The 22506-nt window shown below is 63.1% G+C and carries 17 protein-coding genes; 7 read left to right on the forward strand and 10 right to left on the reverse strand.

What is annotated here, in order from left to right:
• Positions 1-127: 127 nt before the first annotated feature.
• Genes serS through D6858_RS01715 form a run of 4 tightly spaced genes read left to right on the forward strand, consistent with a single transcriptional unit; the run spans position 128 to position 4073 of the window.
• Positions 128-1408: a serine--tRNA ligase gene (gene serS, locus D6858_RS01700; RefSeq protein ID WP_120106605.1), complete on the forward strand. Its 1281-nt coding sequence runs from the start codon at positions 128-130 to the stop codon at positions 1406-1408.
• A 54-nt stretch (positions 1409-1462) separates the two neighbouring features.
• The gene (gene surE / locus D6858_RS01705) at positions 1463-2227 is read left to right on the forward strand and encodes a 5'/3'-nucleotidase SurE (protein ID WP_120106608.1); all 765 of its coding nucleotides are present in this window, start codon (positions 1463-1465) and stop codon (positions 2225-2227) included.
• A complete protein-coding gene (locus D6858_RS01710) occupies positions 2224-3006 on the forward strand; it encodes a M23 family metallopeptidase (RefSeq protein ID WP_120106610.1) in 783 nt (260 codons plus the stop codon). The genes surE and D6858_RS01710 overlap by 4 nt, the downstream gene beginning before the upstream one ends.
• The gene (locus tag D6858_RS01715; RefSeq protein ID WP_120106612.1) at positions 3003-4073 is read left to right on the forward strand and encodes a potassium channel family protein; all 1071 of its coding nucleotides are present in this window, start codon (positions 3003-3005) and stop codon (positions 4071-4073) included. The genes D6858_RS01710 and D6858_RS01715 overlap by 4 nt, the downstream gene beginning before the upstream one ends.
• Before the next feature lie 39 nt (positions 4074-4112).
• On the opposite strand, the gene D6858_RS01720 is transcribed toward D6858_RS01715, so the two are convergent.
• On the reverse strand, positions 4113-4523 hold the full coding sequence (locus tag D6858_RS01720; RefSeq protein WP_120106614.1) for a DUF1761 domain-containing protein: 411 nt from the start codon (positions 4521-4523) through the stop codon (positions 4113-4115).
• 81 nt (positions 4524-4604) lie between these two features.
• Between D6858_RS01720 and rimO the strand changes: the two genes are divergently transcribed.
• Positions 4605-5984: a 30S ribosomal protein S12 methylthiotransferase RimO gene (rimO, locus tag D6858_RS01725; RefSeq protein ID WP_120106616.1), complete on the forward strand. Its 1380-nt coding sequence runs from the start codon at positions 4605-4607 to the stop codon at positions 5982-5984.
• Between the two features lie 77 nt (positions 5985-6061).
• Here rimO and D6858_RS01730 read toward each other — a convergent pair whose 3' ends face one another.
• The 4 genes from D6858_RS01730 to D6858_RS01745 all read right to left on the reverse strand — a co-directional run bounded on the left by D6858_RS01730 (position 6062) and on the right by D6858_RS01745 (position 9624).
• Positions 6062-6556 (reverse strand): GNAT family N-acetyltransferase, encoded by a 495-nt coding sequence (locus D6858_RS01730; protein WP_120106618.1) that lies wholly within the window; start codon positions 6554-6556, stop codon positions 6062-6064.
• An 11-nt stretch (positions 6557-6567) separates the two neighbouring features.
• The gene (locus tag D6858_RS01735) at positions 6568-6825 is read right to left on the reverse strand and encodes a YjhX family toxin (protein ID WP_120106676.1); all 258 of its coding nucleotides are present in this window, start codon (positions 6823-6825) and stop codon (positions 6568-6570) included.
• A 257-nt stretch (positions 6826-7082) separates the two neighbouring features.
• Entirely contained in the window at positions 7083-7997 is a 915-nt protein-coding gene (locus D6858_RS01740) for a bifunctional helix-turn-helix transcriptional regulator/GNAT family N-acetyltransferase (RefSeq protein WP_120106621.1), read from the reverse strand.
• A gap of 334 nt (positions 7998-8331) precedes the next feature.
• Complete coding sequence (locus tag D6858_RS01745; protein ID WP_120106623.1) at positions 8332-9624, reverse strand: SulP family inorganic anion transporter; 1293 nt, start codon at positions 9622-9624, stop codon at positions 8332-8334.
• Positions 9625-9756: 132 nt separating this feature from the next.
• Between D6858_RS01745 and aqpZ the strand changes: the two genes are divergently transcribed.
• Together aqpZ and D6858_RS01755 are read left to right on the forward strand one after the other, a co-directional pair.
• Positions 9757-10482: an aquaporin Z gene (gene aqpZ / locus D6858_RS01750; protein ID WP_120106625.1), complete on the forward strand. Its 726-nt coding sequence runs from the start codon at positions 9757-9759 to the stop codon at positions 10480-10482.
• 126 nt (positions 10483-10608) lie between these two features.
• The gene (locus tag D6858_RS01755) at positions 10609-11850 is read left to right on the forward strand and encodes a CaiB/BaiF CoA transferase family protein (protein WP_120106627.1); all 1242 of its coding nucleotides are present in this window, start codon (positions 10609-10611) and stop codon (positions 11848-11850) included.
• A 569-nt stretch (positions 11851-12419) separates the two neighbouring features.
• Here the strand turns inward: D6858_RS01755 and D6858_RS01760 are convergent.
• The 5 genes from D6858_RS01760 to ggt form a co-directional block, all read right to left on the reverse strand.
• Positions 12420-13718 carry a sugar MFS transporter gene (locus D6858_RS01760; RefSeq protein WP_120106629.1) on the reverse strand — a complete coding sequence of 433 codons (1299 nt, stop codon included), beginning with the start codon at positions 13716-13718 and terminating at the stop codon, positions 12420-12422.
• A gap of 582 nt (positions 13719-14300) precedes the next feature.
• Positions 14301-16403, reverse strand: a complete 2103-nt coding sequence (locus D6858_RS01765) for a malate synthase G (RefSeq protein ID WP_120106678.1) — start codon at positions 16401-16403, stop codon at positions 14301-14303.
• Between the two features lie 199 nt (positions 16404-16602).
• A complete protein-coding gene (locus D6858_RS01770) occupies positions 16603-18006 on the reverse strand; it encodes an aldehyde dehydrogenase family protein (protein WP_120106632.1) in 1404 nt (467 codons plus the stop codon).
• Between the two features lie 157 nt (positions 18007-18163).
• The gene (locus tag D6858_RS01775) at positions 18164-20551 is read right to left on the reverse strand and encodes a TonB-dependent receptor (protein ID WP_120106634.1); all 2388 of its coding nucleotides are present in this window, start codon (positions 20549-20551) and stop codon (positions 18164-18166) included.
• A 152-nt stretch (positions 20552-20703) separates the two neighbouring features.
• Positions 20704-22506 carry a gamma-glutamyltransferase gene (gene ggt, locus D6858_RS01780; protein WP_120106637.1) on the reverse strand — a complete coding sequence of 601 codons (1803 nt, stop codon included), beginning with the start codon at positions 22504-22506 and terminating at the stop codon, positions 20704-20706.

The following is a 22506-nucleotide window of genomic DNA, read 5'->3' on the forward strand; positions in this document are numbered from 1 at the left end:
AACGTCGCACTGAAACAGGCGGTTCCGCATCGCGCTTTCGATTCTGCAAGCCCAAATTTCGTGACTACGCATCAAACCCGCCACCCGCGCATTGCACCCCGCGCGGTGCTGGGGCATAGGCGCGACCATGCATGATATTCGCCTGATCCGGGACAATCCCGAAGGTTTCGACGCCGCCCTCGCCCGCCGTGGAGCTGCCGCGCAATCCGCTAACATACTGGCGCTCGACGAAAAACGGCGCGCCGTTTCGACGCAGGCGCAGGAACTGCTCAGCCGCCGCAACGACGCGTCGAAAGCCATCGGCGCGGCGATGGGCGCAGGCGACAAGGACAAGGCAGAAGCGTTGAAGGCCGAAGTCGCGCGGATCAAAACCGATCTGCCCGCGCTGGAGGAACAGGAACGCGCGCTGACGGCCGAACAGAACGACCTGCTCGCCAGCCTGCCCAACCTGCCCGCCGACGACGTGCCCGAAGGGGCGGACGAAGCGGATAATGTCGAAGTATCGCGCTGGGGCACGCCGCGCGAATTCTCCTTTACGCCTCAGGAACATGCCGATCTCGGCCCGGCGCTGGGGATGGATTTCGAAACCGGCGCGGCGATTTCGGGGGCGCGGTTCACGTTCCTGCGCGGGCAGATGGCCCGCCTGCAACGCGCCATCGCGCAATTCATGCTCGACCGGCAGACCGGCGAACGTGGCTATACCGAATGCGCCCCGCCGCTGCTGGTGAAGGACGAGGCGATGTTCGGCACCGGGCAACTGCCTAAATTTGCAGAGGATTTGTTCCGCACGACCGATGATCGCTGGCTGATCCCCACCGCCGAAGTCAGCCTGACCAACGCAGTGCGCGAACAGATTATCGAAGACTTGTCCGCTCCGCTGCGGATGACCGCGCTAACCCCGTGCTTCCGTTCCGAAGCGGGCGCGGCGGGCAAGGATACGCGCGGCTATATTCGCCAGCATCAGTTCGACAAAGTCGAGCTGGTCTGCGTCTGCCGCCCGGACGACTGGCAGGCCGAACACGATCACATGGTCCGCAGCGCGGAACTGGTGCTGGAGGCGCTGGACCTGCCCTATCGCAAGATGTTGCTGTGCACCGGCGACATGGGCTTCGGCGCGAAAAAGACTTTCGATCTGGAGGTCTGGCTGCCGGGGCAGAGCGCCTATCGCGAAATCAGCAGCATCAGCTGGTGCGGCGATTTTCAGGCGCGGCGGATGAATGCCCGCTATCGCCCGGCGGGGGAGAAAAAGCCCGCTTTCGTCCACACTCTCAACGGGTCGGGCCTCGCAGTCGGGCGCACGCTGGTCGCGGTGCTGGAAAACTATCAGCAGGAAGACGGATCGGTCGTGGTGCCCGATGCGTTGCGTCCGTGGATGGGCGGCATCGACCGGCTTGTCCCCGCCACGTAATCCGCATGTGTTGAGAGCGGCGCGTCCCCACACCTGCAATTGAAAGACTGACTTGTGAAAATCCTCCTGACCAACGACGACGGTATCCACGCACCCGGCCTGACAGTGCTGGAAGAAATCGCCCGCCAGATTTCCGACGACATCTGGATCTGCGCGCCGAGCGAGGAACAGTCGGGCGCGGGCCACTCGCTCACGCTGACACGCCCGGTGCGCCTGCGCAAACATGGCGAGCGGCGGTTTTCGGTATCGGGCACGCCGACCGACTCGGTCACGCTGGGCCTGCGCAAAGTGATGGAAGGGAAGCCAGACGTGATCCTGTCGGGCGTCAACCGCGGGGCCAATCTGGGCGACGACGTCACCTATTCGGGCACGGTATCCGCCGCCATCGAAGGCGCGCTGGCCGGGGTCCGCTCGATTGCGCTGAGTCAGGTCTATTCGACCGAAGGGATGGCCGATGCCGTGCCGTTCGAGGCCGCGCGGGCATGGGGCAAACGGGTGCTGGAACCGCTGCTGGATGCGCCCCTGCCCCGCCGCACGCTGGTCAATGTCAACTTCCCTGCGCTCCACCCCGATAAAGTGAAGGGTATTCGCGTGGTCCGTCAGGGGTTTCACGATTATTCGCGCGGCTCTGTCGTGGAAGGGCGTGACCCGCGCGGCTATCCGTATTACTGGTTCGGACTGGAAGCGATGGAACACACGCTCGACCATGGGACGGATCTGGAAGCAATCGACGATGGCTATATCGCGGTGACCCCGCTGCAGCTCGACCTGACGCACCATTCCTCGCTCGGCGCTCTGGCGGAGCGGTACGAGGGATGATGCGCTACGCCATCCGCCCGCTGTTGCTCGGCGCAGCGTTGCTGCTGGCGACCGCCGCAGGCGACCCGGCGACCGAAACCGAACATGTCGTGCAGGAAGGCGAAACGCTGAGCGGCATCGCCAACCGCGCCGGGGTGGAAGCGGTCGCCATCGCTGTCGCCAACGGGCTGGCCGAGCCTTATTCGGTTCAGGCCGGACAAAAACTGACCATCCCGCGCCAGCGCACGCATACGGTGAAGGCGGGCGAGACGGGATATGGCATCGCACGGCGTTATGGCGTTCCGTTCCAGATGATCGCGATTGCCAACGGGCTGGACGATAGCGGCACGGTGAAGCTGGGGCAGAAACTGATTATCCCGGCGATGGTTACGCCCCCGGCCAGAACGCAGGCCACCCCGACAGAACCGTATTTCCGCCGTCCCCACGATGGCACGATCCTGCTCGGCTATGCCGTGCGCGCCGATGGCAAGGGGCATGACGGGATCGATATCGCCGCCAACCCGCTCGACATGGTGCGCGCCGCGGCCAGCGGCAGCGTGATCGGCATCAGCCACCACGATCCGCGCATGGGCCGGATGGTCACGCTCGATCACGGCAATGGCTGGCGCACGGTGTACGGGCATCTGGCGCGGATCACCGTGAAGATGGGCGATGTTGTCAAAACCGGCGAACGGATCGGGCTGGCCGGGCATTCCGGCGATGCCAAACGGACCGAGCTGCATTTCGGCATTCAGCACAACCGCAAGCCAGTCGACCCCGCCACCAGATTGCCGCGATGAGCGACCGGGACGATCCGCCACGAGAGTCAGGCAAAGTGCCCGATCTGAAGGGCAACCGTTTCCAACCCTTGCGGCGCGCGCTGAAAGTGCCGGTCTGGGCCGATCTCGGCATCCGGCTGGGGCTGGCGTTCGGCCTGCTGGGCATGGTCGTGCTGATCCACTGGTGGGATCGCGACGGGCTGGTCGATAACCTCGATGGCCATGTCTCGTTCCTCGACGTGGTCTATTTCACGATGATTTCGATCACGACCACCGGTTTCGGAGATATCGCCCCGATATCCGACCGCGCCCGTCTGGTGGAGGCGGTGATCGTCACTCCGATCCGGTTCGCGGTTCTGTTCATTTTCGTGGGCGCCGCCTACGATTTCGTTATTCGGCGCAGTTGGGAGAAATGGCGCATGGCCCGCATTCAGGAAAAGCTGACCGACCATGTCGTTGTCCTCGGATTCGGCATTTCGGGGTCGGAGGCGGTGCGCGAACTGATCGAACGCGGCACCGATCCGCAATCGATCGTCGTGCTCGATCCCAGTGAGGAACGGCTGTCTGTGGCCGAGGCGATGGGGTGTAACGTCATGGCAGGCGATGCCTCACGCGATGAAACCCTCGTCGCTGTGCGCATCCACCGGGCCAGCAGTGTGCTGGTATCCGCCGGGCGCGACGATTCCTCGATCCTGATCGTGCTGACTGTGCGCCACCTTGCGCCCAATGTGCCGATCAGCGTGGTCGTGCGTGCATCGGACAACGAACTGCTGGCGCGGCAGGCCGGGGCCGACAACGTCATCAACCCAGTGCGCTTCACCGGCCTGTTGCTGGCGGGCAGCGCGCAGGGTTCGCATATTGCCGATTACATGGCCGATCTCGCGTCGGTCGGCGGGCGCGTGCAACTGATCGAGCGAGAGGTCTTGCCCGAAGAAATCGGGCGCGGGCTGAACGATCTGGCCACCGGTGGGCGCGGCCTGCGGCTCTATCGCGATGGCGCGGGCATCGGGTTCTGGGAAGCAGGGGCCGCCATCATGCAGGAAGGCGATCTGGTGGTGGAAATCAGAGCGACAGACGAATTCGGCTGACGAATTCGGTTGAGCGCGAGCTCGTCTGCGCCTCTCCGCTTAGCTAAGCAGGAAAAACACCAGCCCCATCGTCAGATAAGCGGCCAGCCAGTATCCCGCATCGATCAGGGCAATGCGCGTGGTGACGCGGGCGTGGGTGTAACTGATCCACAGCGCGGGGATGACGAAGGCAATCGCCAGCCCGCCGCTCATCATAAACCACAGCCACGGTTTAGCCGCCAGCGTCGCTTCGCCCACGCGGGCAAACATATGCCCCATCATCGCTGACGTAATCAGCAACAACACGCCGGTCAGCACCATTTTGGGCAACGGACCTTTGGTGGGCAGAACCTTGCCCGGCTTGATATCGCGCGTTCGGGCGCGGCCGAACAACGGCCCCCACCACACGGCGCTCACCGCTCCGGCAGTAACAGCGGCAATGATTACGGCGAACCAGTTGACAGGTCCCAATGCGATCTTCCCGGGTTAGCTATTGTTATACATTCACTCTAGTAGCGCATTCGACTGCATCGGTGTAGGGGGCGCGGCATAATGTCTGATTCCACTTCATCTATTGCGATCCCCGATCAGAAACGCGTCGGCATGGTCAGCCTGGGTTGCCCCAAGGCGCTGGTCGATTCCGAACGTATCCTCACAAAGTTGCGGGCCGATGGCTACGCGATGAGTCCCGATTATGCCGGGGCCGATGTCGTGCTGGTGAACACTTGCGGCTTCCTTGACAGCGCGAAGGAAGAAAGCCTCGCGGCTATCGGTGAAGCGATAGCGGAAAACGGCAGAGTGATCGTAACCGGTTGCATGGGCGAAGAAGCGGACACGATCCGCGCCCGTTTTCCGCAAGTGCTGGCAGTGACCGGCGCGCATCAGTATGAACAGGTGGTCGATGCCGTGCATGAAGCGGCCCCGCCATCGCAGGGGCCGTTTGTCGATCTGGTGCCGCAGCCGGATATCAAGCTGACCCCGCGCCATTACAGCTATCTGAAAATCTCCGAAGGCTGCAACCATTCGTGCGCGTTCTGCATTATCCCGCAATTGCGCGGGAAACTGGCCAGCCGCCGGATCGACGCGGTGCTGCGCGAAGCGGAAAAGCTGGTCGCGGCAGGCACGAAAGAACTGCTGGTGATCAGTCAGGATACCTCCGCCTATGGCGTCGATATCCGGCACGAGGAACGCCAGTGGCACGGCCACCCGGTGCGCGCGCATATGACCGACCTCGCCCGCGAACTGGGTCAGTTGCGCACGCCCGACGGGCACACGCCATGGGTGCGGCTGCACTATGTCTATCCCTACCCCCATGTCGATGCGATGATCCCGCTGATGGGTGAAGGGCTGCTGACGCCGTATCTCGACATTCCGTTCCAGCATGCCAGCCCCAAAGTGCTGAAGGCGATGAAGCGCCCCGCGAACGAAGCCAAAGTGCTCGAACGCATCAAATCATGGCGCGCCATCGCGCCCGATCTGACGATCCGTTCCAGCTTCGTCGTCGGCTTCCCCGGCGAGACGGAGGAGGATTTCACCTACCTGCTCGACTGGCTGGAAGAGGCGCAGCTTGATCGGGTGGGCGCATTCCGCTTCGAACCGGTCGAAGGGGCCGCAGCCAACGATCTGCCCGATCCCGTGCCCGAAGCGGTGAAGGAAGAACGCTATGCCCGGTTGATGGAAGTGACCGAGCGGATCAGCGCCGCCAAACTGGCCGCCAAAGTGGGCCGCACTCTGCCGGTAATCGTCGATGAAGTGGGTGAACCCGACGAAGACGGCGACATCGGTGCCACCGCCCGCAGCCAGGCCGATGCGCCCGAAATCGACGGGCAGGTCTTCCTGCGCAATGTCCCCGCTACGCTGGCGGCAGGCGACATCATCGATGTAACAATCGAAGACGCCGACGCGCACGACCTGTTCGGGGTGCCTGCCTGACAGTCTGCGCCGGACCGGGCCGATAGGGGAAACCGGGCCGCATATCGCGCGACATGCGGCCCGATTCCCATTCCTCGTTATTGATCCAGACCGAACGCCGGATGATGGATCAATTCCCCGCATGGCTCTGCGCCATCGAATGAAATCGCCTGAACCACCTCGGGCGGGCAGTCCGGCACGAACAATTCGGGAAAGGTGCGGAACCCGAAACGGGCGTAATACACCGGATCGCCAACCAGTGCGGCTCCGCGGCTCGTCTCCCGCAGTCTGCGCAAAGCCTCGCGCATCAACGCCGTTCCAACTCCGCTGAGACGGTGAGCAGGTGCAACGGCAACCGGACCGATCAGGCTCCAGCCATCCTGTTGCCCCACTCGCGCAGCCGATGCGGCGAGATAGCCGATCACCTCGCCGCCCTCCTCCGCCACCAGAGAGAGCGAGAGGGCATTTGCCACTCGCAACCGCTCGACGATAGCTGCCTCGGTTCCCGTTGCCTGAGCGAGCAAACGCATGGCATCGGTAATCACCTGTTCGATCGCCGGAATATCGGCGGCCGTTTCAATACGAATTTTCATATCCGTTATCCTCAACGATTATCGGGTTGAGCGCGCACAGAACGGCGGCCCCGTTCGGAAATGCGATACGGGCTCGACATGCGGGATTCGACGAGCCGCTTGCGCCGGAGTTTCTGGAAAACCTCCAGCGTACAATCGGCCAGCACATGGCCGTCGCGCGTAAAGCAAAGCACATCGATAATACGGCCACTGTCGGACCGTTGATGGCGGATACATCCGCCCTGAGCGAGCACGTGCAAAACGCGCTGCTCGCTGCGTGAGATGTTCATGATTAAACCTGTAAACCAGTGTGATCGGCACAGCACCTCGACCCCGGCATAACGCCAGGTCGACATGGTGCAGTCAGATGTCTCGATCGGTCGAGACGATCAGCGGATGGTTACAAGCTCCGGCATCTACAATTCCTGTGCCTGAAATGGGCAGGCCTTTCAGATATGTACGGGTGGGGTTGCAGTCAATCCCGTGCACCGGAAATGGCAAATGTACGCGCACCGGCGACAGACGCCCCGGCGGGCAACAGCATGGCTCAGCTATTCAGGATCAGTTGCCAGGTTTCACCCTGCACCGGCTCTCCGAATTCGTGATGAACGTCGGTCGAGATGCATTCGAACCCGTTGCGGGTATAGATACGACGTGCCGCGTCGAGCACCGTATGCGTCCACAACGTGATCCGATCGTATCCTTTCTCCCGCGCGAAATCGATGCATGTGCGCACCAGCGCATCGCCAATTCCCCGTCGGCGGGCGAACGGTTCGACATGCAGCAAGCGAAGACGGGCCACCCCGCCGCCTTCGTCTGTGAGAAAGACTGCACCGGCCATCACCCCGGCAAGGTCGGCAACCCAGCACCCTTCGCGATCCGGGTTGAACTGGCGAAGAAATGCCGCTGTCGTTTCCGCCTCGACTGTTTCAAGAGCGCGGCCCCAGCCATGACTTTCCGCGTATAATATCGATTGTCGGGCAGCGACCTGACTGACCTCCCCGACACGAGGGGGGCGGATGGTGAACGACATGGGAGCATCGGGATCGAGCAGCAATTGCGCTCTGGTCAGGGCCTGCACCAGATCCTCCTGCTCCACCGGCCCCAGGCGCCCGAGATCGTGGGCGACGGCGGAACGCTGGCGTTCGTCCATCTGGCCGAACACCGTGCGCCCCGCTTCGGTCAGGCGGATCGGTCGGGTGCGCGCGTCGGCCTCACCATGATCGCGCGTGACCCATCCGCGATCTTCGAACCGCGCAGTCATACGGCTGAGGTATCCGCGATCAATCCCGAGATCGGCCTGCAACGTGCTGGCCTGAACCGGCTCCTGCCGAGCTATTTCGAACAGCAGGCGCGCCTCTGCAAGGTTCGCGTCTGTATCGAGAAAACGTGCGTTCATTGCACCCACATGCCGGGTGAAGAAGCGGTTGAAGGTCCGAATGGCCTCTATTGTGGTGTCCATGTCGCCTTAAAAGGCAATTATGTTGACTGAGTCAACTATATAAATCGTAGTCTGAGAAAGCGAAGATCAGGCGCGCCCCGCCCCCGTGCAGATTGCGCTGTCCTACACACGGCAAAACCGTCAGCTTGGAGGTATGACTGCCACGCCAAGCTTTGCCGTTTTCACTGCGGACCGATCCCCACAAATGGGGCGATTTGCAAAGGCCACAGTGCGCTTGCGAAAATTAGCCGCAAGTCACTGTTCCAGAAGGGAAATCTGCAAAAAGTCACATCTTTCGAAACTGCAGGGAGCGGTCCATGTCTCTCCCGCGCCGGCAGGTGCCAGCAGGCAGATGCTAGTCGTCGTCGGAGCGGCCACGCCCGCCCCAGCGGAACGGGGTGTGCCAGCGCGGCGCATCGATCTCTCCGCGTGACAGGCGCAGCGCCAGACCCAGCACCGTGCCCACGGCAATCGCCAGCGCCAGATCGGCCAGCACCGTCATCACCGCCGTCAGCAACAGCAAAGCGAAATCGGCGCGCGGCATCTTCAGCCGTTCGCCCCAGCGGTGCGGCTCGCTCATCGTCCATGCCGTCACCACCAGCAGCCCGGCCAGCGCGGGCAGCGCCAATGCGCCGGCCAGCGAACCGAGGAACACCATCGCCGCCAGCACGACCAGCGCGTGGACCATGCCCGCCACAGGTGTGCGCCCACCGGCGTTCACATTGGTGGCCGTGCGGGCAATCGCGCCGGTCGCGGGCAAACCGCCGAACAATGGCGATGCGATGTTGGCCGCCCCTTGCGCGATCAGTTCGGCATTCGACCGGTGTGCGCCGCCGATCATCCGGTCTGCCACGATGGCGGACAGCAGCGACTCGATCCCCGCCAGAAAGGCAATCGTCAGTGCCGATGGCAACAGAGCGATCATCAGTTCGCCGCTTATCGTCGGCAGATGCGGCATCGGCAATCCATCGGGCAGCGCGCCATACCGGCCCGCGACCGTCTCCACCGATGGCAGCGCAAACGACGCCACAACGCTGGCCAGCGCGACCACCAGCACCAGCCAGGGGATACGCGGGGCCAGACGGCGCAGGATCAGGATCGCAGCGACGCTGCCCACCCCCATCGCCAGTGCCGCCGGATCGACAGTCGCCCGCATGGCCCACAGCCCCTGCAGCTTGGGCAGAAAATCGGCGGGCAGCGCCGGGCCGCTCATCCCCGCCAGATCCTTGATCTGGCTGAACGCGATCACCACTGCGATGCCGATTGTGAACCCCTCGATCACCGCTTCGGGTACATGGCGGATCAGGCGGCCCGCGCGCAGGAAACCGGCGATCAGCAGGATCACACCCGCCATCAGCGTAGCGACCAGCAGGCCGCCGTAGCCATGATCGTGGATCACGCCATAGACCACAACGATGAACGCGCCGGTCGGCCCGCCGATCTGCACCCGGCTGCCGCCCAGAGCGGAAATCATGAACCCGCCGACGACCGCGGTAATCAGCCCGGCGGCAGGCTCCGCACCCGAAGCGATAGCGATGGCGATGCTCAACGGCAGCGCGACCAGCGCCACGGTCAGCCCCGCCAGCGCATCGGCGCCGAATGCGGAGAACGAGTAGTGCTGCATGGTAGTAAGGATTTTGGGCTTCATCGTGGATGCCTTAGGACATCGGGCGCGATTTTGCAGCCGCCTTTCGCGCCAACCGGCTTGCCAATCGCGGGGCGCGCCGTAAGGTTAACACATCGTTGCGGGTCGCACCAACGATAAGGGGAGGATCGTGCGATGATCCGTAAACTTTCCGCCGAATTCTTCGGCACATTCTGGCTGGTGTTCGGTGGCTGCGGCTCTGCCGTTCTGGCCGCCGCTTTCCCGGAACTGGGCATCGGGTTTGCCGGAGTCGCGCTGGCATTCGGGCTGACCGTGCTGACGATGGCCTATGCCGTGGGCGGCATTTCGGGCGGGCATTTCAACCCGGCGGTTTCGCTGGGGCTGGCGGTGGCAGGCCGCTTCGCATGGAAGGATCTGATCCCGTACTGGGTCGCGCAAGTGATTGGCGCGATTGTTGCCGCCGCTGTGCTGTTCGCCATCGCATCGGGCAAGGCCGGATGGGAAGCGGGCAGCTTCGCTTCCAACGGGTATGGCGCGCTGTCGCCCGGCGGATATTCGATGCAGGCGGCACTGCTGATCGAAATCGTGCTGACCGCCGGATTTCTGGTGGTTATTCTGGGCTCTACCAACCCGGCGGTGCCAGGCGGATTCGCCCCGATTGCGATCGGTCTGGCGTTGACGCTGATCCACCTGATATCGATCCCGGTCACCAACACCTCGGTCAATCCGGCGCGGTCCACCGGGGTGGCGCTGTTCGCGGAAACCGGCGCTGTGCCGCAACTGTGGCTGTTCTGGCTGGCTCCGCTGGTCGGCGGGCTGCTGGGTGCGGTTATCTGGCGCTATATCCTGATGCCGGGTGAATCGCTGCAAGGGATTGCCGGCGAAGGCAATATCGAGTGACATCGAGAGGGGCAGCGAACCCGCCAGCGTATCGCCTGCCCCTCTTACCCAACTCGCCCGGTCAGCGGATAATATGGCCCGCAATCCCCCTTGGCGAAGGGCCTTAAACGCGCCTATCGGTCTGGCATGACCGATCCCCACAACTCCGCCCCGCCCACCTCCACCGGCCCCCTCGCCGGGCTGACTGTGCTCGATCTCAGCCGGGTGCTGGCCGGGCCGTGGTGCGCGCAGGTTCTTGGCGATCTGGGTGCAGAGGTTATCAAGGTCGAACAGCCGGGTATGGGCGACGACACCCGCAAATGGGGGCCGCCGTTCCTGCCTGACGGATCGGGCGACGCATCGTATTATGCCTGCGCCAATCGCAACAAGCGCTCCATCGCAGTCAATATCGCTACCCCCGAAGGGGCGGACGTGATCCGCGGCATCGCAGCCAAAGCCGATATCGTAATCGAGAATTTCCGACCCGGCGGGCTGGCCAAATACGGGCTGGATTACAGCGATCTGCGCGCGATAAAACCCGATCTGATCTGGTGTTCGATCACCGGGTTCGGCCACACCGGGCCGGAAAAGGATCGCGGCGGATACGATTTCCTGATTCAGGGGATGAGCGGGCTGATGAGCGTGACCGGCGCGCCCGATGGCCCGCCGACCAAGGCCGGGGTGCCGATTGCCGATCTGCTGACCGGATTGTGGGCCGCCATTTCGGTGCTGGGCGCGCTGCACCACCGCACGCAGACCGGCGAAGGGCAGCAGATCGACCTCGCGATGTTGGACGGTACGATTGCCATGCTCGGCAACCACTGGGCAAGTGCGCTCAACGCCGGGGCGGAACCGCAACGGATGGGCAATCAGCACACGACAATCGTGCCGTATCAGGACTTTGCCTGCGCCGATGGCAATGTGCTGGTGGCCTCTGCCAACGATCAGCAGTTCCGCCGCCTGTGCGGCATTCTGGGGCTGGATGAACTGGCGGACGATCCCCGCTTTGCCGAAATAAAGGGGCGCGCTGTCAATCGCGCGGCGCTGATGGAATATCTCGAACCGGCGATTGCGAAGTGGCAGTCGGACGATTTCGTGGAGGCGATGCACGCCGCCAAAGTGCCCGGAGGAAAAGTGAATTCCATCCCGCAGGCGCTCGCCCTGCCGCAAGTGGCCGCGCGCGAACTGGTTAAGTCACTCAGCCGGAGCAATGGGGGCACAGTGAAAGTCGTCGGCTTTCCGGGGCAACTCTCGGAAACGCCCGCCGATTACCGCCGCGCACCGCCACTCGCCGGGGAGAACACACGCGAAGTCTTGCGCGAAGTGCTGGGAATGGACGACGCAAAGATCGCCGCTCTGGAGCAGACAGGCGCCATCGAAACGCGATAGCCGCCATCGCATCGGTTGCGGTGGAGGCGAAAGGCGGTCCTTGGATTGCCACGTCGCCTGCGGCTCCTCGCAATGACGAGGGATGGATGGGAGAGGCGGTTTCGCTCCTCTCGTCGTCCCGGTCCCCACCTTTCCACTCGTCATTGCGAACGCAGTGAAGCAATCCATGGCCCGACACCCTCTCCCATCGCATCGGTTGCGATGGAGGAAACGTGCGCGCCATGAATTGCCGCGTCGGCTGCGGCTCCTCGCAATGACGAGGCTGAGAATACGCACGTATAGTATTGGCTAACCATCGGCAGTGCGGCCCAAACCCCGAACCACTCGCCTCCGTGCCTTCGCGTCTTCGTGTGACAAACTGTCATCCGACGTCGCTTCCCATCGCAGCGGCTGCAATCAAGGCGAGTCCTGCCTCTGGGCTGCCACGTTGCCACGCCCCTCGCAATGACAAGGGGACGGGCGAATGGATGGGCAGTGTCAGGTTAGCCTGCCGCCCCGGACTTGATCGGGAACCCCGCTTTCCTTCCAACCGCGCAGCAGCATCGCGCCACCACGCCGGCAAAACCGCCTCACGCCTCGGCAGGGCGCCGTGCGAAGATGCCGAACCCGGCGATAATGGCGTAGCAGATGACCGGCAGGATCAGCGCAAAGGCCAGGCTGCCGCTGGCATCGGCCAGCGCGCCGAAGGCCAGCGGAACGATCGCCCCGCCGCAGATCGCCACGTTGATGATGCCCGAACCGTCTGCCGCGAGCGATCCCAGCTTTTCACATGCCAGGCTGAAGATCGTGGGGAACATGATCGCGTTCATCAGGCCGACCGACAGCAGGGCATAGCCCGCGACATGGCCGCTGGTGTTGGCCGAAATCAGCACCAGAGTAATCGCGCCCGCCGCAACGCACGCCAGCAGTTTGCCGGGGCTGACCATCCGCAGCACTGCCGATCCGATGAAACGCCCGACCAGCGCGCCGCCCCAATAGAACATGATCATCCAGCCGATCACCGATTCCGGCTGCCCCAGAACGCGGGACTGCGCGAGGTAGTTGATCATGATCGAACCGATCGACACTTCCGCGCCGACATAGAGGAAGATGCACAGCGCACCGTAGCCAAAGCGCGGGCGCTGCAGCAGCTTGAACCCGCCGAGGAAGCTGCTCGCTTCATGCTTTTCCCCTTGCAGGCGATTGCGGAACGACCACACCACCGCGGCGACAATCGCCAGCGCAATGGCGAGCCCGATATAGGTGTTTACGATCACAGCGCTTTCGGCCGAACGATAGGCATCGAGCGCCGGGCCTGACAGTTCGTCCGCACTCACTTTGGCCAGACTGCCAAGGATCAGCCCGGCGCCGACCAGCGGGAAAATCGTGGTGCCCAGCGAATTGAACGCCTGCGCAAACGTCAGGCGGCTATGCGTGGTTTTCGGCGGGCCAAGCAGCGAAATCAGCGGGTTGGCCACGACCTGCACGATCACCACGCCGCTGGCGAGCACGAACAGCGCGAACAGGAACAGGCCATATGTCGCCGTCTGGCTGGCAGGGATGAACAGCAGACAGCCCGCCATCATCGTCAGCAATCCGGCAACCGCGCCACGCATATAGCCGATTTTCTTCACCAGCTGCGCGCCGGGGATACCGATCGCGGCATATGCAGCGAAGAAGCAGAACTGCACCAGCATCGCCTGCGTGTAGTTGAGCGTAAACAGCTCTTTCAGCTTGGGAATAATCACATCGTTGAGCGATGTGATCCCACCGAAGATGAAGAACAGCCCGAATACGAAGAACTGCAAACCGGGCGCGTTGATGTGTTCGCCTTCCACTTCCGCCGGTTGCGGATCGGTACTGCTTGCAGCTTGGGGGGCGAGCGCCATCGGGTATCTTCCTCTCGTGAACCGTGGGCCGGGCTTATCCTCCACCCGGTCGCAAGGCGCAAGTGGTCGTCCGCACCGCGCGGGCCGTCAACGTGAATATGAATGCACGAATTCATCCGGCACGGCGCCGGGCCCCGGCTTTCGGCATCTATCTCCCTGTTCGTCATTGCGAATGCAGTGAGGGAAACCATGAAGCGGTGGTCCCGCCCATTGCGGCGTTTGTGGTGGGGCGCGGGCGGGCCATGGATTGCCGCGTCGCCTGCGGCTCCTCGCAATGACGAGGCTGAGGATACCCACGGAGGCTGAGGACACGGGCGATAGTATTGGTCAGCCATCGGCAGTGCGACCTTACCTCTGAACTAAACCCACTCCCTGCCTTCGTGCCTTCGTGTGACAAGCTTCCACCCAACGCCCCCGCCCATCGCGGCGGTTGTGATGGAGACAAAGGGCGGTCGATGGATTGCCGCGTCGCCTGCGGCTCCTCGCAATGACGAGGGTGGATAGTAAAGTGAGAGAGCTATGCCACTCTCCGCCACGCAACCCGCTCCACCCTATCGCGGAGCGGGATAGCAGCGCAGAACCTCAACTTTGCGCCTTTACTTTCAGGCGATAGGCGTGGAGCAGCGGTTCGGTGTAGCCGCTTGGTTGCGCCAGCCCTTCGAACACCAGCGCGCGGGCGGCCTGATAAGCGAGGCTGCCGTCGGGGTTGCTGGCCATCGGTTTGTAGGCCGGATCGCCTGCGTTCTGGGCATCGACCTTGGCCGCCATCCGCAGGAACACCGCGTCGACCTCTTCCGGGGTGGTGACTCCGTGGTGCAGCCAGTTGGCGATGTGCTGGCTGGAAATACGCAGCGTGGCCCGGTCTTCCATCAGGCCGACATCGTTGATGTCGGGCACTTTGGAGCAGCCGACACCCTGATCGACCCAGCGCACGACATAGCCAAGGATGCCCTGCGCGTTATTCTCCAGCTCTGCCCGTACTTCGTCTTCCGACCAGTTCTTGCCATCGGCCACCGGGATCGTCAGCAGATCGGCCAGCGGCGCGACCGGTTCGGCCATGCGTTCGGCCTGACGGGCGAACACATCGACATCGTGATAATGCGTGGCATGCAGCGTCGCGGCGGTCGGACTGGGCACCCAGGCGCAGTTGGCGCCGGTTTTCGGGTGGCCGATTTTCTGTTCCAGCATATCGGCCATCCGGTCGGGCATCGCCCACATCCCCTTGCCGATCTGCGCCTTGCCCGACAGGCCGCAGGCGAGGCCGATCTGGACGTTGCGATCTTCGTAAGCGGTGATCCACGGGGTGGTTTTCATCGCCCCCTTGCGCAACATGGCCCCGGCCTGCATCGCGGTGTGCATTTCATCGCCCGTGCGGTCGAGGAAGCCGGTGTTGATGAACATGATCCGGTCTTTCACCGCGGCGATACACGCGGCGAGATTGGCACTGGTGCGGCGCTCTTCGTCCATCACGCCAACCTTGATCGTGTTGCGGGCCAGGCCGAGCAAATCCTCCACCGCATCGAACAGATCGTTGGTGAAGGCGCATTCTTCCGGCCCGTGCATCTTGGGTTTGACGATATAGATCGAACCTTCGCGGCTGTTGGTCAGTTTGCCCAGCCGTTTGAGATCGTGCAGCGCGATCAGGCTGGTGACGATGCCATCGAGGATGCCTTCGGGCGCTTCGCTGCCATCGGGCATGTGCACCGCCGGGTTGGTCATCAGGTGGCCGACATTGCGGACCAGCAGCAGGCTGCGCCCGTGCAGCGTCAGCGTGCTGCCATCGGTGGCGGTATAGGCGCGGTCGGGATTGAGCGCGCGGGTTACGGTTTTGCCGCCCTTCTCGAACGTATCCTGCAAATCGCCGCGCATCAGGCCCAGCCAGTTGCGATAGGCCAGCACTTTATCTTCCGCATCGACCGCGGCGACCGAATCCTCGCAATCGCAGATCGTGGAAACGGCGGATTCGAGGATCACGTCGGCCACGCCCGCCGGATCATCCTTGCCAATGGGATGACTGCGGTCGATCACCACTTCGATATGCAGGCCGTTATGTTTCAGCAGCAGGTTGTCACCTGCATGGCCCAGCAGTTGCGCCGGATCTGCCAGTTGCGGCACGCTGCCGTCCCAGTCGGCCCACGATCCGCTGGCCAGCGGCACTGCACGGTCGAGGAAGCGGCGCGCCCAGGCGATGACCTGCGCCCCGCGTTTGGGATCGTAGCCCTTCCCTTCGGCCTCGCCCGGAATGGCATCGGTGCCGTAGAGCGCATCGTAGAGGCTGCCCCAGCGGGCATTGGCGGCGTTGAGCAGGAACCGCGCGTTGAGGATCGGCACCACCAGTTGCGGCCCGGCAATCGTCGCCAGCTCGGCATCGACATGGCGCGGGTTCGCTTCCACGCTGGCCGGTTCGGGCACGAGATAGCCGATTTCGGTCAGGAAAGCGCGGTATCCGTCCATATCCGCAATCGGGCCGGGATTCTCGCGATGCCAGTCGTCGATCCGTGCCTGAAGATCGTCCCGCTTCGCCAGCAGTTCGCGGTTGCGCGGAGCGAAGCGGGCAAAGATATCCGCTGCGCCCTGCCAGAATGCATCGGGCGTAAGCCCGGTGCCCGGCAGCGCTTCGTTCTCGATAAAATCGACGAGCACGGTATCGACGGTAAGGCCGTTGCGGACGGTCTGGTCAGTCACGGTGGTATTCACTCCCTCTGGCACGCGAATGGTGCACCCCTATGTGTGCGCCGTGGTATCACGGCATATGGCGTGCCCCCCGGCCTGCCATAAAGCTGCGGTATGCGGCTAACCCACACGCCGCGCGCGTTTCAAGCGCGAAAGTCCTGAGGCGGGCAAAGTCCAGCTTCGCCCGCCGGTCAGGTTCAGGCCGCCATGCTCAGCTCAGTGCCATGTTGATGACGTGTTTCTGGGTGTAGGCGGAAATGCCTTCGTCACCACCCTCGCGGCCGATGCCCGATTGCTTGGCACCGCCGAACGGCACATCGAACGGCAGGTCGAGATGCTTGTTCACCCACACGGTGCCCGAATCGATCTTCATCGCCACTTCCACCCCGCGATCGAGATCGGCCGACCAGACAGTACCGCCAAGGCCATATTCGCTGTCGTTCGCCCGCGCGATCACGTCGTCGATATCGTCGTATTTCAGCACCGGGATCACCGGGCCGAACTGTTCCTCGCGCACCAGACGGGCGCTGTCGGGAATGTCTTTCACCACTGTCGGGGCGATGAAATAACCGTCGCGGTCAAGCCGGTCGCCACCGGCCAGCACAGTGCCGTTTTCGCGCGCGTCTTCGAGGAAGCCGAGCACTTTTTCGTACTGCATCTTGTTCTGCACCGGGCCGATCTGTGCGCCCTGATTGGCGCCATCGTCGACCACGGCATCTTTCGCCAGCTGCGCCAGTTCGTCGCACAGTTCGTCATAGATCGAGGCCGGGGCATAGACCCGCTTGATCGCCAGACAGACCTGCCCGGCGTTGATCATCGCGCCATTGAACAGCTTGGGCGCGATTTCCTTGGGCGATACGTCGTCGAGCACGATAGCGGCATCGTTGCCGCCCAGCTCCAGCGTGATCCGCTTGAGCGCGTCGGCACCCGAAGCATAGACCTTGCGCCCGGTGCCGGTCGATCCGGTGAAGCTGACTTTGGCGATATCGGGATGCGCGGTCAGCGGGCCGCCGAGGTCGTTTTCATCGACGATCACATTCAGCACACCTGCCGGGAAAATCTTCGCTGCTTCTTCGGCAATGAACAGCGCACACATCGGCGTGGTCGGCGCCGGTTTGGCGATCACAGTGTTGCCGGTGACCAGCGCGGGGCCGATTTTCTGCGTCACCATCAGAAACGGGAAATTCCACGGCGTGACCGCTGCCACCACGCCCAGCGGGGTGCGGTGTTCGAGGATGCGGGCCTTGGCATCTTCCTTGATAACCTGCGGTTCGTGGCGCTGCGAGGCGTAGAAACGGAGCTGATAGATCCCGCCGATCACTTCGCCCATCGCCTGCGCGGCGGGCTTGCCCTGTTCGCGGGTCAGCAACTGCGCCAGTTCATCCTTGCGCGCTTCGATGGCATCGGCCAGCTGGCCGATCATCGCGCCACGTTCTTCGTATGTCCGTTTCGACCATGCGGGGAACGCTGCCTTGGCTGCGGCGACGGCGGCTTCCAACTGGGCATCGTCTGCCCGCGCGACAGTGGCGAAAGCCTTGCCAGTTGCGGGGTTTACGACATCGAGCGTGCCCGCCCCATCGACCAGCTCTCCGTTGATCAGCATCTTGGTGTTCATTGAATCACTCTCCTTTTGCAACTGAACCTAGGCCGGGGCTGGCGAGTCGACAAGCATATCTGCGACCGGCCCCGCCCCCGTTCAGGACGAGTTGCTATCGGGAGAGCGCGGCACAGCTATGGCGGGCACCGCTGCGCCCGCCATAGCCTGCCGTTTTTTATCCGCCGAAGCGCGCCGTCAGTTGCACGCCGTAGAAGCGCGGCTCTGCCGGGATGAAAGTCGGTATGCCGAACGCGCCGCCGGTGTTGCCTGCGTCGAGCAGATAGTCCTCGTCGGTCGCGTTGCGGATATATCCGGCGATTTCGTAGCGGCCCTCTGCAAAAGAAACACCGGCACGGGCATTGACCAGCGTGACCGGCCCTTGCGAGATATTCGCCTTGTTCGGCACTTCGAAGAATATCCGGCTGCGGTATGTCACACTCGGAGTGGCAAAAATGCGCGCGCCGCCGCCAATCGGATAATCGACGGTGAAGCCGCCCGCTGCCTGCCATTCGGGCTGCAGGCGGAAACGGTCGCCCGCGAAAATGCCATTCGCCGGATCGTCGTCGATCCCGCCGTCGATATAGCCGGCGTTAGCGAACACGCTGAGCCACGATGTCGGCTTGACGTTCAGTTCCGCCTCTACCCCGAAGTTACCGGCCGAACCGGCGCTTTCGGTGATCGAGGAACCGACCGGCAGGCCGGAGGGATCGTTGGGGTCGGACACTGTCCGGGTCACCTGAAACCCCTTGTACTTCTGAAGATACGCGCCGAGCGAAGCGAACACTGCGCGCGATGCGAACTTCACCCCGCCTTCATAATTCCAGACGGTTTCTTCAGGGATCAACTGATAATTGGGCACTACCTCCGCCCCGGACTTGCGCGCGCCGAGCGACACGACCGGCGAACGGCGCCCTTTGGACACCGTCGCATAGACATTCAGTTCGGGCGTCACCCGGTACAGCGCATTGAAACGCGGCAACACAGCAGAGAAACTGCGACGGGCGGTGAACACTTCGCCGCCGGTATCGAGCTGGCCGGGAACCAGCGGCGCGCCGGTGAGCACCGAATTGGGCACATCGGTGACATAGCCCGATTTGCGCTGTTCGATCAGCACGCGCGCCCCGGCGGTCAGCTCCAGCGCGGGCATAGGTATCCACGTCGTATCGGCAAACAACGAATAGCTCTGATTTTCGCCGCGGTTTTCGAACACCGAGCTATAGGGGATCGCCTGACGCAAACCCGCGCCGATCATGTCGTACACCGGCACGCTGCCATCGCTGGCGACGCAGGGTGCGCCCGGCACCGGCCCGGTCGCGCCGAACAGTTCGGACAGACATTGCAGAAACGTGACTTCTTCGGTCGAGAAAGGCACGTTCTGATGCCCTTTCTCGGTAAAGAAGTTCCAGCCGAACGATGCCCGCCAGTTGGGATCGGCATAGGAGAAACGCCCTTCGTGGCTGAACTGCCACCCCTTGGCGATCTCCGCGAATTCAAGGAACGGCGCCGGGCCGCCATCGGCATCGAACACTTCCGCGCTGTCGAATTCGCGATAGCCGTTGACTGTCGTGAAGGTAAGATTGTCGGTCAGTTCGTATGCCGCCGTCAGATTGGCATCATAGACATCGCGCACCAGCCCAAGCTGGCTGTTGCCCAGCGCCTGCGCCGAATACGGCGATCCGCCCAGATCGGCATCGCCAAATGGGTTGGCCGGCCCGGCGGGCGTGGGATATGTGCCTGAAATAAACGGTGTGCCGCCGTTGCGCTGGCGGTCGTATGTGCCCACCAGATCGACTGTCAGCCGGTCGTTAGGCCGGAATCGCAGCGATCCGCGCACACCCAGCTGATCCTGCGAATACAGCTCGTCTTTCTGCGACGTGGCAAGGTTCTGCACATATCCGTCGCGTCCGCGCCATTCGAACGCAATACGGCCCGCCAGCACATCGGACCCGGCATTGACGAAGCCCGACAGCACGGTGGTGTTGTAATTGCCATACTGGCCCGACAGTTCGGCGGAAAAGCCGGGGCGCGGCTTCGCGGAAACCAGACTGATCGCGCCGACAGCCGATGCCGTACCGAACAAGGTTGCCTGCGGCCCCTTGATCACTTCCACCCGTTCAAGATCGTAGATCGCCTGATACGACCCGCGCGAGCGCGAGATATCGACCCCGTTGTAATACAGCGTGACACGCGGCCCCTGCTGCGACGATCCCGAATCCGATGTGATCCCGCGGATCACGATGCCGGGATTATTGGCGCTCTGTTCCTGAATGTTGAGACCGGGAACATAGTTCGACAACTCGTCCAGATCGCTGACACCGAGCCGTTCGATCTGTTTGCCCGAAACAGCCGACAGCGTGATCGGAACATCGGTTTCGCGCTGTTCGATCTTCTGCGCGGTGACCACGATCTGGTTATCTGGCTGGCCCTGATCGCCCGCCCCACCCGCTTCGGCCCCGGCTTCCGTATCGCTGGCATCATCGGCGGTGGCGGCACAGGCCGCATGCAAAGGAAGCAGTGACGCCGCGCTCAGAATTGTGGCGCGCACGATAGTTCTGAATTTCATGAAAGAGACCCCGTTTGTGGAAACGGGGCCTCCCTGCATCGCCAAAGTGAAACGCTCGCGACGGTAGTGTGTCGGTTATATTAAATTATATCGGATTGCGGCTGTTCTGTTGCGAACCCGAAGGGCTGAACAGCCGCACCGTCACGCGCGTTTCACTCGGTCACACCCACTGCCAGCGCATCGGGGCGGCGGGTGTCCGCTGCGCCGAGGAACCGGTCGCCTTCGATCATGATCGACTGAGTGCTGCCCATCGTCCGCGAAGGAACCACTTTGTGCCCCTTCTCTTCCAGCAGGCGGGCGATGTCGGGCGAATATCCGCTTTCCATTTCCATCGGCCGGTCGGCATCGGACTGGTTGATCCGGGGCCGCTGCGCCGCTTCGGCAACGTTCAGTCGGTGATCGATCACGTTCGACAGCAATTGCACCATCGTAGCGATGATCGTGCCGCCGCCGGGGGTGCCGGTGACCAGCCAGGGTTTGTCTTTATCGAACACGATGATCGGGGTGATCGTCGATCCCACGCGCTTGCCCGGCACGACTTGCGTGGCCGGATATTCCTTGCCCCGCGCGCCCCACGCCAGATTGCCCAGCGAATTGTTGAGCAGGAACCCGGTGCCCGGCGCCACTACATGCGCGCCGTACGATGCGCTGAGGGTGTAAGTATTGCTGACCGCATTACCGCTGGCATCGGCCACCGAATAATGCGTCGTATCCTTGCTTTCGAACGGATAGGGATTGCCTTCGGGCAGGCTCTTTTCATCCAGCGCGCTGTCGGGTTTGATCAGCGCGGCGCGCTGCGCGGCGAATTCCTTGCTCGCCAGCCCCTTGCTCGGGGTATTCCAGTCGGGCTTGCCCCCCACAAGACGGCGGTCGGACGTGACGATCTTCATCGTTTCGGACAGCAGGTGCAGGTTGGCGACACTGCCCCAGCCCATTTCGCCCACCGGATAATGTTCGAGGATGTTCATCGCTTCAGCGACGCTGACGCCCGATGCGGTCGGCGGCATATAGGCCACCGGATGCCCGCGATAGCTGGACCAGATCGGCGGCGAGACATCGGCGCGATAGGCATCCAGATCTCCCTGATCGATGATCCCGCCATTGGCCTTCATCGCAGCGACCAGCTTTTTCGCGACCCAGCCTTTGTAGAACCCGTCGCGCCCGTGATCGCGGATCGCGGTGAGGGTTTTGGCAAGGTCGGGCTGGCGGAACAGGTCGCCTGCCTTGTAAGGGGTTCCATCGGGTTTCAGATAGGCGGCGCGCGCGCCGGGATCGCGGGCCAGCGCTTCCGATTGCTGCGCCGTGGCCTCCGCTTCGGCATCGCTCAGGATCACGCCGTTGGTGGCCAGATCGATTGCCGGCTGCACCAGATTGGCCCACGGCAATTTGCCGAACCGTTCATGCGCCGCCCACAGGCCCGCGACTGTGCCCGGCACCGCCACGCCTTTGAACGACCAGCCTTTATCGCGGTCGAACTTGCCATTGGCGTCGAGCAGCAGGTCGGGCGTGACCTTGCGCGGAGCGACCCCGTAATAATCGATGGCGGTGGTCGATGCCGGTTTCCCGTCTGCCGCCGCCATGTGGATCAGCATGAAGCCGCCACCACCGATATTGCCCGCGCGGGCCAGCGACACCGCCTCTACCAGCGCGACAGTAACGGCGGCATCCACGGCATTGCCGCCCCGGCGCAGAATCTCTGCCCCGGCGCGGGTGCCATATGCATTCTGGCTCACCACCATGCCGCCGTGTCCGATCACCGGATGGTGGATCGAATCGTAACCGACGATATCGCCGCCCGTCCGCGAATAGGCCTGCTCCTGCGTGGGGGCAGCTGCGGGGGCCTGTGCGACGGGCGGCGCCGGCTGTTTGGCCGCCAGAGGCGAACCAAACAGGACCAGAGCGATAGCGGCGGCGTGCGTTACGCCGCGCAGCGATAGCGTGGTGCGACCAGACAT

Source organism: Tsuneonella suprasediminis (assembly GCF_003605755.1).
GTDB classification, from domain to species: domain Bacteria; phylum Pseudomonadota; class Alphaproteobacteria; order Sphingomonadales; family Sphingomonadaceae; genus Tsuneonella; species Tsuneonella suprasediminis.

Bases quoted from the DNA above. Each gene is read 5' to 3' on its own strand.
- serS (WP_120106605.1), top strand. From the start codon at position 128: ATGCATGATATTCGCCTGATCCGGGACAATCCCGAAGGTTTCGACGCC.
- D6858_RS01710 (WP_120106610.1), top strand. From the start codon at position 2,224: ATGATGCGCTACGCCATCCGCCCGCTGTTGCTCGGCGCAGCGTTGCTG.
- D6858_RS01715 (WP_120106612.1), top strand. From the start codon at position 3,003: ATGAGCGACCGGGACGATCCGCCACGAGAGTCAGGCAAAGTGCCCGAT.
- rimO (WP_120106616.1), top strand. From the start codon at position 4,605: ATGTCTGATTCCACTTCATCTATTGCGATCCCCGATCAGAAACGCGTC.
- D6858_RS01730 (WP_120106618.1), bottom strand. From the start codon at position 6,556: ATGAAAATTCGTATTGAAACGGCCGCCGATATTCCGGCGATCGAACAG.
- D6858_RS01735 (WP_120106676.1), bottom strand. From the start codon at position 6,825: ATGAACATCTCACGCAGCGAGCAGCGCGTTTTGCACGTGCTCGCTCAG.
- D6858_RS01740 (WP_120106621.1), bottom strand. From the start codon at position 7,997: ATGGACACCACAATAGAGGCCATTCGGACCTTCAACCGCTTCTTCACC.
- D6858_RS01745 (WP_120106623.1), bottom strand. From the start codon at position 9,624: ATGAAGCCCAAAATCCTTACTACCATGCAGCACTACTCGTTCTCCGCA.
- aqpZ (WP_120106625.1), top strand. From the start codon at position 9,757: ATGATCCGTAAACTTTCCGCCGAATTCTTCGGCACATTCTGGCTGGTG.
- D6858_RS01755 (WP_120106627.1), top strand. From the start codon at position 10,609: ATGACCGATCCCCACAACTCCGCCCCGCCCACCTCCACCGGCCCCCTC.
- D6858_RS01760 (WP_120106629.1), bottom strand. From the start codon at position 13,718: ATGGCGCTCGCCCCCCAAGCTGCAAGCAGTACCGATCCGCAACCGGCG.
- D6858_RS01770 (WP_120106632.1), bottom strand. From the start codon at position 18,006: ATGAACACCAAGATGCTGATCAACGGAGAGCTGGTCGATGGGGCGGGC.
- D6858_RS01775 (WP_120106634.1), bottom strand. From the start codon at position 20,551: ATGAAATTCAGAACTATCGTGCGCGCCACAATTCTGAGCGCGGCGTCA.
- ggt (WP_120106637.1), bottom strand. From the start codon at position 22,506: ATGTCTGGTCGCACCACGCTATCGCTGCGCGGCGTAACGCACGCCGCC.